This window comes from Arthrobacter sp. Y3221160 (assembly GCF_059092585.1).
In genome coordinates this window covers 2,427,780-2,442,083 of sequence record NZ_JBNHHU010000001.1, presented here as the reverse complement: position 1 = coordinate 2,442,083, position 14,304 = coordinate 2,427,780, and the positions used below count along the sequence as shown (strand labels likewise).

Annotated in this window: 11 protein-coding genes, 1 tRNA gene and 1 other RNA gene; 8 read left to right on the top strand and 5 right to left on the bottom strand. The window is 68.9% G+C overall.

The features are described 5' to 3' along the window. Positions 1–75 precede the first annotated feature (75 nt). Positions 76–163: transfer RNA gene (locus tag AC5RWG_RS11420), tRNA-Ser, on the bottom strand. A gap of 450 nt (positions 164–613) precedes the next feature. Between AC5RWG_RS11420 and AC5RWG_RS11415 the strand changes: the two genes are divergently transcribed. From AC5RWG_RS11415 to AC5RWG_RS11395, 5 genes are all read left to right on the top strand, one after another. Continuing rightward, positions 614–1,627: a hypothetical protein gene (locus AC5RWG_RS11415; protein WP_494166940.1), complete on the top strand. Its 1,014-nt coding sequence runs from the start codon at positions 614–616 to the stop codon at positions 1,625–1,627. 46 nt (positions 1,628–1,673) lie between these two features. After that, positions 1,674–1,769: signal recognition particle sRNA small type (gene ffs, locus AC5RWG_RS11410), an RNA gene on the top strand. Between the two features lie 69 nt (positions 1,770–1,838). After that, a complete protein-coding gene (locus tag AC5RWG_RS11405) occupies positions 1,839–5,438 on the top strand; it encodes a DNA polymerase III subunit gamma and tau (protein WP_494166939.1) in 3,600 nt (1,199 codons plus the stop codon). 24 nt (positions 5,439–5,462) lie between these two features. Further along, a complete protein-coding gene (recR, locus tag AC5RWG_RS11400; RefSeq protein ID WP_494002065.1) occupies positions 5,463–6,059 on the top strand; it encodes a recombination mediator RecR in 597 nt (198 codons plus the stop codon). Positions 6,060–6,301: 242 nt separating this feature from the next. Further along, positions 6,302–7,591, top strand: a complete 1,290-nt coding sequence (locus AC5RWG_RS11395) for an aspartate kinase (protein WP_494002064.1) — start codon at positions 6,302–6,304, stop codon at positions 7,589–7,591. A gap of 166 nt (positions 7,592–7,757) precedes the next feature. Here AC5RWG_RS11395 and AC5RWG_RS11390 read toward each other — a convergent pair whose 3' ends face one another. After that, positions 7,758–7,970 carry a hypothetical protein gene (locus AC5RWG_RS11390; protein ID WP_494002063.1) on the bottom strand — a complete coding sequence of 71 codons (213 nt, stop codon included), beginning with the start codon at positions 7,968–7,970 and terminating at the stop codon, positions 7,758–7,760. 74 nt (positions 7,971–8,044) lie between these two features. Continuing rightward, the gene (locus AC5RWG_RS11385) at positions 8,045–8,257 is read right to left on the bottom strand and encodes a hypothetical protein (protein ID WP_494002062.1); all 213 of its coding nucleotides are present in this window, start codon (positions 8,255–8,257) and stop codon (positions 8,045–8,047) included. Between the two features lie 95 nt (positions 8,258–8,352). On the opposite strand from AC5RWG_RS11385, the gene AC5RWG_RS11380 reads away from it, so the two are divergent. Next, the gene (locus AC5RWG_RS11380; RefSeq protein ID WP_494002061.1) at positions 8,353–8,814 is read left to right on the top strand and encodes a MarR family winged helix-turn-helix transcriptional regulator; all 462 of its coding nucleotides are present in this window, start codon (positions 8,353–8,355) and stop codon (positions 8,812–8,814) included. Between the two features lie 113 nt (positions 8,815–8,927). Here the strand turns inward: AC5RWG_RS11380 and AC5RWG_RS11375 are convergent, their stop codons facing one another. Next, entirely contained in the window at positions 8,928–12,089 is a 3,162-nt protein-coding gene (locus AC5RWG_RS11375) for a S8 family serine peptidase (RefSeq protein ID WP_494166938.1), read from the bottom strand. A 319-nt stretch (positions 12,090–12,408) separates the two neighbouring features. On the opposite strand from AC5RWG_RS11375, the gene AC5RWG_RS11370 reads away from it, so the two are divergent. Together AC5RWG_RS11370 and AC5RWG_RS11365 are read left to right on the top strand one after the other, a co-directional pair. Continuing rightward, positions 12,409–13,449, top strand: a complete 1,041-nt coding sequence (locus tag AC5RWG_RS11370; RefSeq protein ID WP_494101297.1) for a 3-methyladenine DNA glycosylase — start codon at positions 12,409–12,411, stop codon at positions 13,447–13,449. Positions 13,450–13,682: 233 nt separating this feature from the next. Further along, positions 13,683–14,024, top strand: coding sequence for a serine protease inhibitor (locus AC5RWG_RS11365; protein ID WP_494101296.1), 342 nt, complete (start codon positions 13,683–13,685; stop codon positions 14,022–14,024). 60 nt (positions 14,025–14,084) lie between these two features. Here the strand turns inward: AC5RWG_RS11365 and AC5RWG_RS11360 are convergent, their stop codons facing one another. Then, positions 14,085–14,255 carry a hypothetical protein gene (locus AC5RWG_RS11360; protein ID WP_494013269.1) on the bottom strand — a complete coding sequence of 57 codons (171 nt, stop codon included), beginning with the start codon at positions 14,253–14,255 and terminating at the stop codon, positions 14,085–14,087. Between the last annotated feature and the right edge of the window lie 49 nt (positions 14,256–14,304).

Here is a 14,304-nt window from a genome sequence, read left to right as displayed (position 1 = left end):
CTGCGCCTCGGCAACTGGCCTTGCGGCTTAACGCCAGCGGCCCCGGTCTGCAGTGCAGATCGGGGCCGCTGGGGCTGGCGGAGGATGGGGGATTTGAACCCCCGAGGGCGTGAACCCAACACGCGTTCCAGGCGTGCGCCATAGGCCGCTAGGCGAATCCTCCAGATGCTTGCTCACAAGAGCAGATACCAGAGTACCCGAAAGCGGCCCCATGTGCCGAATCGGCAGGAGTGCAGGGAACTGGGTGCGGGAGTTCAAAAAGCTGGAGTGCGCGAGTCCAAGGAACTGGGACACGGGACTCACGCGGCTGGGCCGAAAACCCCAAGGACCTCGGTCGCGGGCCGCCAAGGGGGCTGGGGCGAGGGAATCCAGGGAGCTGGATTCAGGAGTCCATGCACCTCGACCCAAGCCTCTAAGGGGGCTGAGGTTGGGCGACTTGGCCCCCTCCAGAGACGGCCGCCACCCCTTCAGTACGGGCCCAAAAATTGAATCCGAGACCGTGCGGGTACCGCCGCCGTTTAGCTCTGGAAGGCTGCGACCGGCAGTGGCAAACTTACGCCATGGGTGAGGTGAGGGGCTGGGGGCAGCCCCTTTTCTAAGGGGACTAAACAACATGGCCACCGGTACAGAGTCAGCGGTAGGCAGCGTGCCACCGGCACGCATTGTGGACTGGCTGCTGGCCGGGGATGCGTCAATCCGGTTCCAGACCCTGCGTGATCTTTGCGACGCGCCCGAAGGCGAAGTGGCGGCCGCGCAAGCCCAAATCGCCGACTCCGGCTGGGGTGCCCTGCTGCTCGAGGCGCAGGATCCGGACGGCAGCTGGGGCGGCGGCCTCTACAACCCCAAATGGACCTCCACCATGTTCACCCTGCTGCTGCTGCATTGGCTCGGACTCGCCCCGGGGCACCCGCAGGCCGTGGCCGGCTGTCGGAGGCTGCTGGACGGGGCAGAGTACTTCGACGGCGGGCTGACCTACGGCCGGCACCAGGACCGGGCCGAGAACTGCGTCACGGCCATGGCTGTGCTGGTCGGCTCCGAGCTGGGCCAGCGACTCGGCGGCGATCCACGGATCGACAAGGCAGTGTCGTGGCTGCTGGCCGAGGAACTGGACGACGGCGGTTGGAACTGCGAGCCCCACAGCTCACCGACCAAGCATGCCTCGTTCCACACCACCATCAGCACGTTGGAGGCGCTGGCTGCCTACCGGCACAGCGGCGGTGCGATCAAGGTGGAGGTCGCCGAGGCACGCGGCCGCGAATTCCTGCTGATGCATTCGCTCTACCGGTCACATCGGACCGGGGCCGTGGCGCATCCTTCGCTGTCCCAGTTCCGGTTCCCGCCGCAGTGGCACTACGACATTCTGCGCGGCCTCGAGTACTTTCGGGCCGAGGGCTGCCCGCACGACGACCGGATGTCGCCCGCCATCAAGGTAGTGGCCCATGGGCGGCGCAGCCCGGGCAACTGGGGCGGGTACCGCCCGTATCCGGGGCGGATGTGGTTCCGCTGGACGGCAGAGGACATCGGCCGCTGGGCCACGCTGCGGTGCTCCCGCGTGCTGCGCTGGTGGGATGCTCCCGACGCCGTTCCCGACGCCGCCGCCGGCTCCCCGACGACCCCCGGCGGGTGACGGGCGCCTGATTTCGGGCCGCCGTCCGACGTCAGGTAGACTGTTCGTCGGCCCCTCATGCGGTGTCAACCTGTGAACTCCCCCAGGACCGGAAGGTAGCAAGGGTAAGCGGGCTCTGTCAGGTGCATGAGGGGTCTTTACTTACCCCCATGCTGCCTATCCCCAGCCCGGCCGCTCCGGCGTGCACCGGCCCAGTTTCAACCGATAGGGTTTGATCGTGAGTACAGCCCTTTACCGTCGCTACCGCCCGGACACTTTCGCGGACGTTATCGGGCAGGAACACGTCACCCATCCGCTGATGGCGGCGCTGCAGAAGAACCGCGTCAACCATGCGTACCTGTTCTCCGGCCCGCGCGGCTGCGGCAAGACCACCTCGGCCCGCATCCTGGCCCGCTGCCTGAACTGCGCGGAGGGCCCCACCCCCACCCCTTGCGGCACCTGCGACTCCTGCGTCGAGCTCGGCCGCGGCGGACCCGGCAGCCTCGACGTCATCGAGATCGACGCCGCATCCCACGGCGGCGTGGACGACGCCCGCGACCTGCGCGAGCGGGCCACCTTCGCCCCGGTGCGCGACCGCTACAAGATCTTCATCATCGATGAGGCCCACATGGTCACGTCGGCCGGCTTCAACGCCCTGCTCAAGATCGTCGAAGAGCCGCCGGAACACATCAAGTTCATCTTCGCCACCACCGAGCCAGACAAGGTCATCGGCACAATCCGCTCCCGGACCCACCACTATCCTTTCCGGCTGGTCCCGCCGGAACCGCTGATGCAGTACCTGGAACTCCTGTGCCGGCAGGAGAACGTTCCGGTGGCCCCGGGCGTCCTCTCGCTCGTGATCCGGGCGGGCGGCGGTTCGGTCCGCGACTCGCTCTCCGTGCTGGACCAACTGATGGCCGGCGCCGGACCCGACGGGCTGGACTACGAACTGGCCGTTTCCCTGCTCGGCTACACGCACGCCTCCCTGCTGGACGACGTCGTCGACGCCTTCGCCGCGGGCGACGCGTCCACCGTGTTCAGCGCGGTGGACCGCGTGGTGCAGACCGGCCACGATCCGCGCCGCTTCGTCGAGGACCTGCTCGAGCGCTTCCGCGACCTGATCATCGTGCGCGCCATGCCGGAAAGCGCCCACGCGATCCTGCGCGGCGTCCCGGAAGACCAGATCGCCCGGATGCAGACCCAGGCCAACCAGCTGGGCGCGTCCGAGCTCTCCCGGGCCGCGGACATCACCAACCAGGCGCTGACCGAAATGACCGGCGCCACCTCCCCGCGCCTGCACCTTGAACTGCTGTGCGCGCGGATCCTGCTGCCCGCCGCCGACCAGGGCGAGCAGGGCGTCGCGGCTCGGGTGGACCGGATCGAGCGCCGGCTCAGCTACGGTGGGGCCCCGGTTTCCGCACCGGCAGCCGGCCAGCCGCAGGCGCCCGCCGTGCATGCCGCCGCGGAGCCCCCGCTCTCCGGGCCCGAAGCCGCGCGCGCCGCGCTCCGGGGAGCCAACGCACAGAAGGCCGAGCCCGCCCGCCCGGACGCCGAGCGCCTCACTCCCCCGCGGGTGAGCACCACCGACTGGCCCCGCGAAGACCAGCAGGGTCCCGCCGCCCCCGCCGCCAACAACCCCCAAACTTCAGGCCAGCCTGCCCAACAGCACGACGGCGGAGCTCCCGCTGGCTCCGGGGGTACGGCACCTGCGACGGCGGCATCCTCCGGATCTCCGGATGGGAACGGCGCCGCGGCCGCAGCCGAGGCCCAGGCGTCTTCCGCCCAGCCGCCTTCGGCTCCGGCATCCGCCAACGATTCCAGCCGTCCGACCGTCCCGTCGTCGGTGTTCGGGAATCCGCGAGACGGCGGCAGGCAGGACGCCGGTGTGCAGGTCCCCTCCGATGCGGCCGGCCAGCAGAACGCTGCTGCCGGCTCCTCCGGCGAAAGCGCGGCCGACTGGGGTGGCACCTGGGGCGCCATGCCGGAGCCGGCTCCGGCACCCGAAGCCCAGCGCCCCGCCCCGCCGGCCGGATACCAGGCCCGTGGATCGGGTCAGCCGGCTCAATCTCCCCGGAACACGGCGGCGCCGGTAGCGGCAGCCAACGAGCGGCCGCAGGCACAGGGCCAGCCCCCGGCGCAGCAGCGCGGACCGCAGCGGCAGGCACCGGCAGCACCGCAGGCTCCGGCACGCCCGGAACCGGTGACACCACAGGCGCAGGCCCCGGCCCAGCCGCCGGCCCGACCGGAACCGGTTGCACCACAGGCACCGGCCCCGGCACAACAGTCTCCGGCGCGCCCGGAACAGGCCGCACCACCGGCGCAGGCTGCGCGCCAGGGCCAGTCGAGCCCGCAGGCGTCCGGGCAGATCGAGATGATCCGCCGCGCCTGGCCGGAGATCCTGACCACGCTCAGCGGCATCCGCAAGGTGACGTGGATGAACGTCAGCACGAATGCCTCGCCGCTCAGCCTCGACGGCACGGCGCTGACGCTCGGCTTCAAGAACCAGGGGTCCGCCACCAACTTCAACAACGGCGACCACGCGGACAACGTGCGCCAGGCCATCCAGCAAGTGCTCGGCATCGACCTGCAGATACAAACCGTCGAAGACGCGTCGGTGACAGCGGGTGAGTCAAACCCAAAAGTACCTACTAGCCGGCCGCAGCCGGCAGACGGAGGTTGGTCCGCCAACACCGCTACGGTAGGTGCGCCCGCGCCAGTTTCAGGACAGGTTGTTGGGCAATCTGATCATCGGCAGTCGGCACAGGCCGCAGCCGGGATGGCTGGCTCGGGCTCGGCGGCTTCTCCGTCTTCGGCTGCACCGGCGATGCCGGCCGACCCGGCCGGGTCGGAGATGTCGACTGGCTCCGCAACGTCCGGCTTGTCCGGTGGTTCTGCGATGTCGGGGGGATCCGGTGTATCCCCTGCCTCGGCTGTTTCCGGTCCGTCTGCCCCCAGCGGGGTCTCCGCGTCCACCGGCCTTTCAGCCGCAAGCGGGATGTCGGCGGCCACCGCCGCCTCGGCACCGAGCGCTGCCTCCGCCGCGTCGGGCGCATCAGCTTCCAGCAGTCTGTCCGCGGACTCAAGCCTCTCGGCACCCACCGCCGCTTCGGCACCCAGCGCTACCTCCGCCGCGTCAGGGGCATCAGCCCCCAGCGGTTTCTCCGGGGCCACCGCGGCGTCAGCGCCGTCGGCCGAATCGCCGAACAGCGCCTCCGGCAACGGCCAGCGGCCGCCTGCCCTGCCAGGGGAGAAGCCGGTTTTTGCGAAGCTGGCCGAGCGGATGGCGGCCCCGGGGGCTCCCACCGCTGTCCCAGTGGCGGCCGGTGCGCCATCGGCCTCGAACCACTCCGGCTCGGCGCTGGCCGGCTTCCCCGCCCCCGCAGCTCCAACAGGTCCAGCAGCTCCTGGCTCTCCAGCAGGGGAGGTCGCCGGGGCTGCCGCCCAACCGAACGGCCAGCCCGCCGGCGCCCTGTCGGCACCGCCAAGCACTCCCACCCCCTCCGCCCCGGCACAGCCGTCTCCGTACGACGACATCCCGTACGCGAACGACGAACCACCCGCCGAGGAATGGGAAACGACGCCGGACCGGCAGATGCCCGGGCAAAAGCGCAGCCGCTACCAGCAGTTGCTGGATCAGGCGAAGGCCACGCGGGCGACATCGGCCGTCGCGGCGCCGTCCCCGGCAGCCCGTGACCTAAACTTGAAGTACGTCGAGGACATCCCCAGCGAAGACGACGAGGCCATCGAAGATTCCGGACTGGTGGGCCGCGCTGCCATTGAAAGGCTCCTCGGCGGACGCCTGATCGAAGAACGAAGCCTCGACGGTTCGTAACCGCCCGCGGAGATTGAAGGTTCAGTGTACGAAGGTGCTGTCCAGGAGCTGATCGACGAGCTCGGCCGCTTGCCTGGAATCGGCCCGAAGTCCGCCCAACGCATCGCGTTCCACATCTTGGAGTCCGATCCGGCCGACATGAAGCGGCTCGTTGACGCCGTTACCCACGTCAAGGAGCGGGTGAAGTTCTGCTCCATCTGCGGGAACGTCTCCGAACAGGACACCTGCAACATCTGCCGCGACCCGCGCCGGGATCCGACGGCCATCTGCGTGGTGGAAGAGTCCAAGGACGTCATAGCGATCGAGCGCACCCGGTCCTTCAAGGGCCGCTACCACGTGCTCGGCGGCGCCATCAATCCGATCGGCGGCGTCGGTCCGGAGCAACTGCGCATCCGCGAGCTGCTCGGCCGCCTCTCGGACGGACAGATCGAGGAAATCATCATCGCCACCGATCCGAACCTTGAAGGCGAGGCGACGGCGACCTACCTGGGCCGGATGCTCAAGACCATCGGCATTCCCGTCAGCCGGTTGGCGTCCGGCCTGCCGGTGGGAGGCGACCTCGAGTACGCGGACGAAGTTACGCTGGGCCGCGCCTTTGAAGGCCGCCGCATGCTCACGTAGCAAACCGGCGGCCCAGCCACGCGTCAGTGGCGGCGTCGGGCGCCTGGCCCGGCACCGTCGTCGTTATTACCCTGGCCGGTCATACTGCCCGCCGCATTCTCCGCCGTCACCACTACGGCGCTAGAATGGCGGTTGCCGCGCGGTGCGCAGCCGGGATGCGTGGCAGCAAATCCATGAGCCCGGCGGCGCGCCCTGGCGGCCGCGGTCCGGGCCCCCCAACCCAGGAGTTGTTTAGAGAACACATGAGCCTGATAGTGCAGAAGTTTGGCGGTTCCTCAGTATCGGACGCGGAGGGGATTAAACGCGTGGCACAACGCGTGGTCGACACCCAAGCCGCCGGCAACCAGGTTGTCGTCGTCGTGTCCGCCATGGGAGACACCACCGACGAACTGCTGGATCTGGCCAACCAGGTCTCCTCCAGCAGCAGCAGCGCCCGCGAAATGGACATGCTGTTGTCCGCCGGCGAACGAATCTCGATGTCGCTGCTGGCCATGGCCATCCAGGAATTCGGCTCCAGGGCCCAGTCCTTCACGGGCAGCCAGGCCGGCATGGTCACCGACGCCATCCACGGCAGGGCGCGGATTATCGACGTCTCGCCGCACCGGGTGATGACGACCATCGAAAAGGGCGAGATCGCCATTGTCGCCGGCTTCCAGGGCATCAGCCGGGAGAGCAACGACATCACCACGCTGGGCCGCGGCGGTTCGGACACCACCGCGGTGGCGCTGGCGGCGGCCCTGGGCGCCGACGTCTGCGAGATCTACACTGACGTGGACGGCATCTACACCGCCGATCCGCGGGTGGTGCACACCGCCCGAAAGATCGACGCCATCTCCAGCGAGGAGATGCTGGAAATGGCGGCCTCCGGCTCCAAGATCCTGCACCTGCGCTGCGTCGAGTACGCCCGCCGCTTCGGCGTGAAGCTGCACGTGCGCTCGTCCTTCAGCACGAACGAGGGAACCTGGGTACTGCCCAACCCCGACGACAAGATCAAGATTCAAGAGGGAGAACCCTTGGAACAGCCCATCATCTCCGGCGTTGCCCACGACCGCTCCGAAGCCAAGGTCACCATCCTGGGCGTGCCCGACATCCCCGGCAAGGCCGCGGAAATCTTCGGTATCGTCGCCGGCGCGCACTCGAACATCGACATGATCGTGCAGAACATCTCCACCCGCGGGACCGGCAAGACGGACATCTCCTTCACGCTGCCCATGGTGGAGGGCAAGGAAGCCCTGGAGGCACTCAACGCGGCCCAGGACGTGGTGGGCTTCGAGGGCATTCTCTACAACGAAAACGTCGGAAAGCTCTCGCTGATCGGCGCGGGCATGCGCTCCAACCCCGGCGTCTCCTACAAGTTCTTCGAAGCCCTGCACAAGGCCGGCGTGAACGTGGACATGATCTCCACCTCCGAGATCCGCATCTCGATTGTCACACACGCCGATCTGCTGGACACCGCGGTCCGCGCTGTCCACGCGGCATTCGACCTGGACACCGATGAGGAAGCCACGGTCTACGGCGGCACCGGCCGCTGACGCCGCGGGGCGGAACCGGAGAGGGGCTGTCAGCAGTTGGCTGGCAGCCCCTCTCCGTGTGTCAGGCCTTGCGCGGCTTGCGGTAGGCGTACCTTGCGCGGCCTCGTCGCGTACCAGCCTTGCGCGGCCTGGTCATGTGCCGGGCCTTGCGCGGCCTCGTCGCGTGTCAGGCCTTGCGCGGCTTGCGGTAGGCGTAGGCGTGGCCGGGACCGCGCTCCACTTCGATCTCGGCCAGTTGTTCCTCCGCCGCTTTCTCCGCCGCGTCGTGCCGGTGCACCACCGGGGTGTCGGCTTCGATGCGATCGGCAGGGCCCCAGACCTTCGCCGCCTTCTCCGTGGCTCGCATGAAGCGGTCCATGAAACGCCGATTTCCAGCCATCTGAATCACCTTCTTGCTCAGAAGAATCCGTGGCATCAGTTTAACGAGGCCCGTTACGGAAGAACAGGGCGGGGCTAGGCCGGCTTCTTCGGCACGATGTAGGTGCTGCCGTCCGCCCGGGTGACCGTTTCCCACTGCGACGCTTCGGCCTCGCGCTGCTGGAGCAGCGCCTTGTTCTCCTCGGTCATGGGATGGTCGACGCCGCTTTTCTGGGCCGGGCCGAAGACGATGCGGAACTTGCCGGTCGCCCGCATGAACGCGTTGACGCGGGACTTCTTCTCGGTCATGGGGGTGATCCTTCTTCCGGTGCCCGGTGGACTCTGGTGGGCATGCAACCCCATAATAAGGCACGAACAATTAGCGCACGAACTGATGGATGGTGATGGCCGTGACAGCCACAGCGGGGACGACGGACGATCTGCTGCTGGAGCACCAGTTGTGCTTCGCGCTGTCGGTGGCGTCGCGCAGCGTGGTGGCCTCCTACAAGCCGGTGCTGGAGAAGCTGGGCCTCACGCATCCGCAATACCTGATGATGCTCGCCCTCTGGGAGCAGAGCCCGCGGATGGTCAAGGACCTGTCCGAAGCGCTCCAGCAGGAACCCGCCACCCTGTCCCCCATGCTCAAGCGGCTGGAGCAGGCCGGCCTGGTGACCCGGGAGCGGGTGGAAGGCAACGAGCGGGCGCTGGCCGTGGGGCTGACCGCTGCCGGCCAGGCGCTGCGGGAGGAGGCACTGGCCGTGCCCGGAACCATGCTGGCGCGCCTGGGGCTTGAACGCGAGCAGTTGCGCGAACTGAACGCCTCGATGCATGCGCTGATCAAGGCCGCACGGGAAGCCAAGGACTAGCGCCGACGCACGGAGCTGCCGGAAGATGCGGCGGGAGGGTGGCCGGTGGTTGTATCCACCGGCCACCCTCCCGCTTGTTCAGGTGCTGTCAGCGGCCGGGACCGCCGGCGCCGTTAGCGGCCGGAGCGCTGCCCGGGCTGCTCCGAGGCACTGCCGTCGACTATCACGGCCGTACCTTCAGCTGCCGGCGCCTGCGCCGCGGCGCCGTTGCCCGAGACGTTGACCGTCACCGCCGTGGCCGCGCCGTCGCCGAACTTGACCAGGCCTACCCAGCTGCCGGCCGCCAGGCCGGACCAGGTGGCGGTTACCGTGCCGGTCTCGCCGTTGGCCAGCTGCAGCGGATCCGGGCTGACCGCCAGGTTGCCGGCGTCACCGCTCAGCGCCACCGTGTCGATGGTCCCCTTGCTGGCCTTGCCGTCCGGGCTGCTGTACAGGTGCGCGATGGCGTAGTAGGTGCCCGGCGCCGGATTGTTGATGGCCAGGGACTCGCTCGCCGCCGCCGTGGCCGCCGAGATCACGGTACCCGCGGGGGTGTAGACATACAGATCCCAGTCTGCCCCCGGGTCGGCCGCGGTGATGGAGAACTGCGCCAGCGTGGCACCTGCCGGCACCGCCTGCGGCGCGAATCCCGTGCTGCCGTTGGAACCGATCACGGCGGGCTGGCCGGGGACCTTCTCCACCGCGGTGGCGTTGGCCTTGGCCAGGCCCTCGACCGCGAGGTCGATCGGCGAGTTGGTGCCCGAGGTGACCTCGATCGTGCCGGTGCCGTCGCCGCCGTCGGAAGCGAACGCCACGCTGGCAGGGGCCACCGCGGTGACCGGCCGGACGGCGATGGGCGACGCAACCGAGTGCTGCCCGCCGGCGCCCTTGCCCTCTTCCGTCCAGACCAGCTCACCCATGGTGAACTGATCCAGCGGGGCAGCCGCGTTCTCGAAGGTGACCTTGAACGTGCGTTCCTGGCCGGCCTTCTTGAAGGTCAGCTTCGCGGGCGAGACCTTCACGTTCACGCCCGGCAGGTCCACGTCCGCCGAGTAGGTGCCGGGCTTCAGGGCGGTGAGCGTGCGCTCCACGGTGACCTTGCCGGCCAGCTTCCCGAGGGCAAACGACGGCACGTTGATGTCCTTGGACTCGACGGTGTCCCGCTTCTTCAGGCCCAGATCCAGGCCTGTGCCCTGGATGAATCCGAGCCAGTCGTTGATATCGGCATCGTAGGCCAGGCCGGGATCGCCCATCCGGGCGGTATCCACGTGGCCGGCGCCGGTGGCGAAGCGGTCTTCGTTCACCGAGCCGTCCTCTGTGACCAGGTCGCCGGCGGTGGTCATCATCGCCGACTTCACGGTGGCCGGGGACCACTTGGGGTTCTTGGCCAGCAGCAGCGCGCCGAGGCCTGCCACGTGCGGCGCGGCCATCGAGGTGCCGGACATGAAGCCGCTGGTCTCGCCGCCAACCACCGGGGAAACTCCGGCGAGCACGTTCACGCCCGGGGCCGCGACGTCCGGCTTCAGCAGGTTCGAGTCCACCGCCGTGGACGGACCGCGCGAGGAGAACTCGGCAACCTGCGGGACCGGGCTCTGCGGCAGCCCCGTGGTGTCACGGTCGCGCAGCGCCGCGGTCAGCGACGGGTCCGCGGCGACCTTGTGCTTGATGGACGGGTCGTCGATGTGCACGGTGGGGACGGCATGCAGGTCCAGGTCGAGCGACCCGGGGGTCACGTTGACGAGCACCATGCCGATACCGCCGGCCTGCTCGACGGCGACCGATTTGTCCGCGCGGGCGATCACGCCGCGGTCGCAGATGACGATCTTGCCTTCGACCTTGGCCGGATCGAGCTTGCCGGGGTAGCACAAGCGTGCCTCGTCACCGGTGGCGCCGGCCGCACCGGCCTGCGCGGAAAGGATCAGCGCCGTCTGCGGAACCTCGCGGTTCATGATGGACGTGCCGCGGTACTTGGTGCCGTCGGAGAGTTCCACGGTGCCCTGCAGTTCGTTGGAGAACGTGCTGGCCGCCACGGTGGTCACCCAGGGCGCGCTGTGGTTGACGGTGGCGGGAGCCGGACCCGCGTTGCCGGCGGAGGCGGAAACGAAAACGCCCACCTCGGCCGCGCTCAGGAACGCCACCGACACCGGGTCCAGGACGGAGTTGTTGTTGCCGGAGATGGAGTAGTTCAGCACGTCGACGCCGTCGAGGATGGCCTGCTCGATCGCGGACACGGAGGCCGAGGTGTAGCAGCCGCCGGTGGCGTCGTCGTTGTCCTCCCAGCAGATCTTGTAGACGGCGACCTTGGCGGCGGGAGCCACGCCGTTGCCGGTGCCGAAGTCGCGGCCGTCAACGGTCTGCGTCACGCCGCTGTTGCCGGCGGCCGTGGTGGCGGTGTGGGTGCCGTGGCTGGCGATGTCCAGCGGGGAGATGGACTCCTGCGGATGCCGGTCTTCCGGCGGCACATAGGCCAGGAAGTCGTCGGCGTAGTAGCGGGCGCTGAGCACCTTGGAGTTGCATTCGGTGCCGTCGAAGCCGGAGCCTTCCTGGCCCGGCTGGCATTCGCCCAGGAAGGTGCTGCCGTCTGCCTTGAGCATGGCGATTTTGCCGTCCGGCGTCAGGTAGGGTTCGCCGACCTTGGCCTTGCCGGTCAGCGGCTTGACTTCCTCGCCGGCCAGGAAGTCGCTGTCCGGGTAGTAGCCGGTGTCGATCACGCCGACCACGGTTCCCTTGCCGGCGTTCTGTGCGCCGCCATACTGTTCGGCCCAGACGCCGTTGCCGCCGGGCAGGTCCAGGAAATCGGTGCTGGAGTAGTCCGGGTGGTGCTGCTCGTCCGGAGCTACCGCCGCCACGCCCGGCTTCTTGGCCAGCTCGGCCGCCTGCAGCCCGGTCAGCTCCGCCGCGAAGCCGTTAACCGCCGTCGTGAAGCTCTTCCCGATCTTGACGCCCTGGGAGGCGGCGACGTCGTTCTGCTGCTCCTGCAGGTGTGCCCGGTACTTCTTGGCGTGGGCGCTGTTTCCATTCAGCTTTTCGCCCGGCGCGGGCTTCGTTGCCGCGATGCCGGACACGCCGCCCTCATAGGTGGCCAGCGGATCGCCGGAGAGCATCACGATGTAGCGGCCGTCCTCGTAGACGGCCTGCTGCCCGTCCGGATTCGAGGTGATGGTGCGGGCGAGGTCGGCGGGTGCGGCCGCCGCCGGGCCGGCGAGCCCGGAGAGGATCAGCGGTATCCCCAGTGCGAGTGCCGCGGCAGAGCGCAATCCCTGCCGGTGCACAAAGCTGCTGCTTTGCTGTGTCATGAGAAGGAAATGCCTTTCATCCGGTGGGCGCGACCGCTTTGGTCGGCCCGCAGACGCAGCCGAATGCATATCCTGCGGGCCGTGCGGCCGCAGGGTATTGGATTTCCCCGGCGTGCGAGGCCGGCCCCATCCCCATCTGTGACAACAGCCACATTGGTGCGTCTGTGGGATCAAAGTACCGCACCGGAAGGTCTGAAAGAACCGTTTCACCCTTCTTGGGTGCGGCGCCGCGGAAATACCCTGCGCGTACTTCCCTGCGCGGGCCGGCGGTGCTATAAGCCGGGTGCCAATCTGACGCGGCGGCTGGGACAATGGAACCATGGCGCCGCAGGTTCTCCTCGACCGGCTCCGGGTGCTCGAACCGGAGCAGTGGCTGCCGCGCGCCCGGGCCCACGGCGAGCGCGCCGAGCGCTTCACCCAGCCCTACCTGCAACGCCGCTCGGCCGGGCTGAAACACCCGGTGGAAGACTTCCTCTTCACGTATTACAGCTTGAAGCCGGGGCAGCTGGCGCGCTGGCATCCCGGCGCTGGCGTGGTGTTGACCGGCGACGACGCCGGCGAGCGCCGCGGGTGGAAGTTTTACCGGGCGCTGACCGCCGCCGAGTGCGGCAGCGCGGGTGTAGGGCACGACGCCGGTGCCGTCACCTTCGACGCCAAAGCCTTCCTGGCGGCGCGGGGAACGGCGGTGGCGTTTTCGCGGGAAATCCTGGCCGGCGCCGCGTCGCGGCCGGCCCGGTTCGGCTGCTTCGGGCTGCACGAGTGGGCCATGGCCTACAAGTCACGGCTCAACGGCGTCCGGCACGACTACCTGGAGCTGCGGCTCGGCGCGGAGGGAACGGACCAGGTGGTGGAGGGCAGCCGGATCAACTGCTCGCACTTCGACGCCTTCCGGTTTTACACGCCGCAGGCCGTACCGCTGAACACGCTGCAGCCCACCCGGGAAAACCAGCGACAGATGGAACAGCCCGGCTGCCTGCACGCCAACATGGACCTGTACAAGTGGGCGTACAAGCTGGCCCCGGCGCTGCCCAGCGAACTGGTGATGGACTGCTTCGAGCTGTCCTGGCGGATCCGCGAGCTGGACATGCGGGCCTCGCCCTACGACCTCTCGGGCTGGGGCTACGAACCGGTCAGGATCGAGACCACCGAGGGCCGCGCCCAGTACGTGGCGGCCCAGCGGGCGTTTGCCGAGGAGGCGCAGGCGCTGCGCCTCCGGCTCCTGGAAGCCCTGGACGTGCTGGAGGCACTGGATGTGCTCGAGGCGCCTAATGTGCCGGACCGCGGGACGGAGGGGAACTCGTCGTCGCACCGTGCGGCCGCACGTCGCTCCGCTCCGGGAAACATTCGAACGGAGGACTGACCATGGCCGTTGAGGCGGAGCGTCCAGGGCGGCGGCGGACCGATTGCCGCCAAGCGGCGGTGCTCCTTTCCTGCCTGCTCTTCCTGCCCTGGCTGGCGGCCTGCGGCCAGGGCGACCAGCCGCAGCCTTCCCCCGGCATCGCCGTTCCCGCTTCCCCGGGCGACGGCGGGACCCCTTCCCCATCGGAACCCGCTCCCTCGGGCCCCCCGACGGACAATCAGAAAGGTGTGGCCGTGGATGCCGAACTGTCCATCATGCTGACCTCCGCAGACAGCACCGCCCGGCTTGAGCAACTGCTGGTGTGCCGGGATTCCCGTCCCGCCGAAGGCTCCACGGTCAGGGACCCGGAGGGCGCTTGCGCGGCGCTGGCCAAGCACGGGGACAAAGTTTTCTTCGAGCTGCCCGATCCCAACCGCCTCTGCACCCAGCAATACGGCGGTCCGCAGCAGGCCCACGTCACCGGCACCTTCAACGGCCGCGAGGTTAACAAGCACTTCTCCCTCACCGACGGGTGCAAGATCTCCGAGTGGAACGCGATGGCCGCGTTGCTGGGCGGCCGCGCCGGCGAAGTTTAGTGCCACCCTGGTCAGCGCCGTCGTGACCGACCGGGTCAGCGTCGCCGCGGGCCGACCGGGTCAGCGCCGACCGTCGCGCATGACTTCGCTCACACGGCGGTCAAGATCCCGCCGTGCGGCACGGGCGGTCCGCCGGTCGTCGCGTTTCTTCCGAATGACCATCCGCCCGAGGCCGCCCAGCACGACGGCGGCCAAGATGGGCAGCAGCATGGACTGCGGCTTCTCCGTCATGAAGCCATGCTACGAGCCCCGCTGGCCGACGGCACGGTTTTGCCGGGAT

What these genes read in the sequence shown, in the direction of transcription:
- AC5RWG_RS11390 (WP_494002063.1), bottom strand. Translation starts at nt 7,970, where the DNA reads ATGGCTGGAAATCGGCGTTTCATGGACCGCTTCATGCGAGCCACGGAG.
- AC5RWG_RS11370 (WP_494101297.1), top strand. Translation starts at nt 12,409, where the DNA reads ATGGCGCCGCAGGTTCTCCTCGACCGGCTCCGGGTGCTCGAACCGGAG.
- AC5RWG_RS11380 (WP_494002061.1), top strand. Translation starts at nt 8,353, where the DNA reads ATGGCCGTGACAGCCACAGCGGGGACGACGGACGATCTGCTGCTGGAG.
- AC5RWG_RS11385 (WP_494002062.1), bottom strand. Translation starts at nt 8,257, where the DNA reads ATGACCGAGAAGAAGTCCCGCGTCAACGCGTTCATGCGGGCGACCGGC.
- AC5RWG_RS11360 (WP_494013269.1), bottom strand. Translation starts at nt 14,255, where the DNA reads ATGACGGAGAAGCCGCAGTCCATGCTGCTGCCCATCTTGGCCGCCGTC.
- AC5RWG_RS11395 (WP_494002064.1), top strand. Translation starts at nt 6,302, where the DNA reads ATGAGCCTGATAGTGCAGAAGTTTGGCGGTTCCTCAGTATCGGACGCG.
- AC5RWG_RS11415 (WP_494166940.1), top strand. Translation starts at nt 614, where the DNA reads ATGGCCACCGGTACAGAGTCAGCGGTAGGCAGCGTGCCACCGGCACGC.
- AC5RWG_RS11375 (WP_494166938.1), bottom strand. Translation starts at nt 12,089, where the DNA reads ATGACACAGCAAAGCAGCAGCTTTGTGCACCGGCAGGGATTGCGCTCT.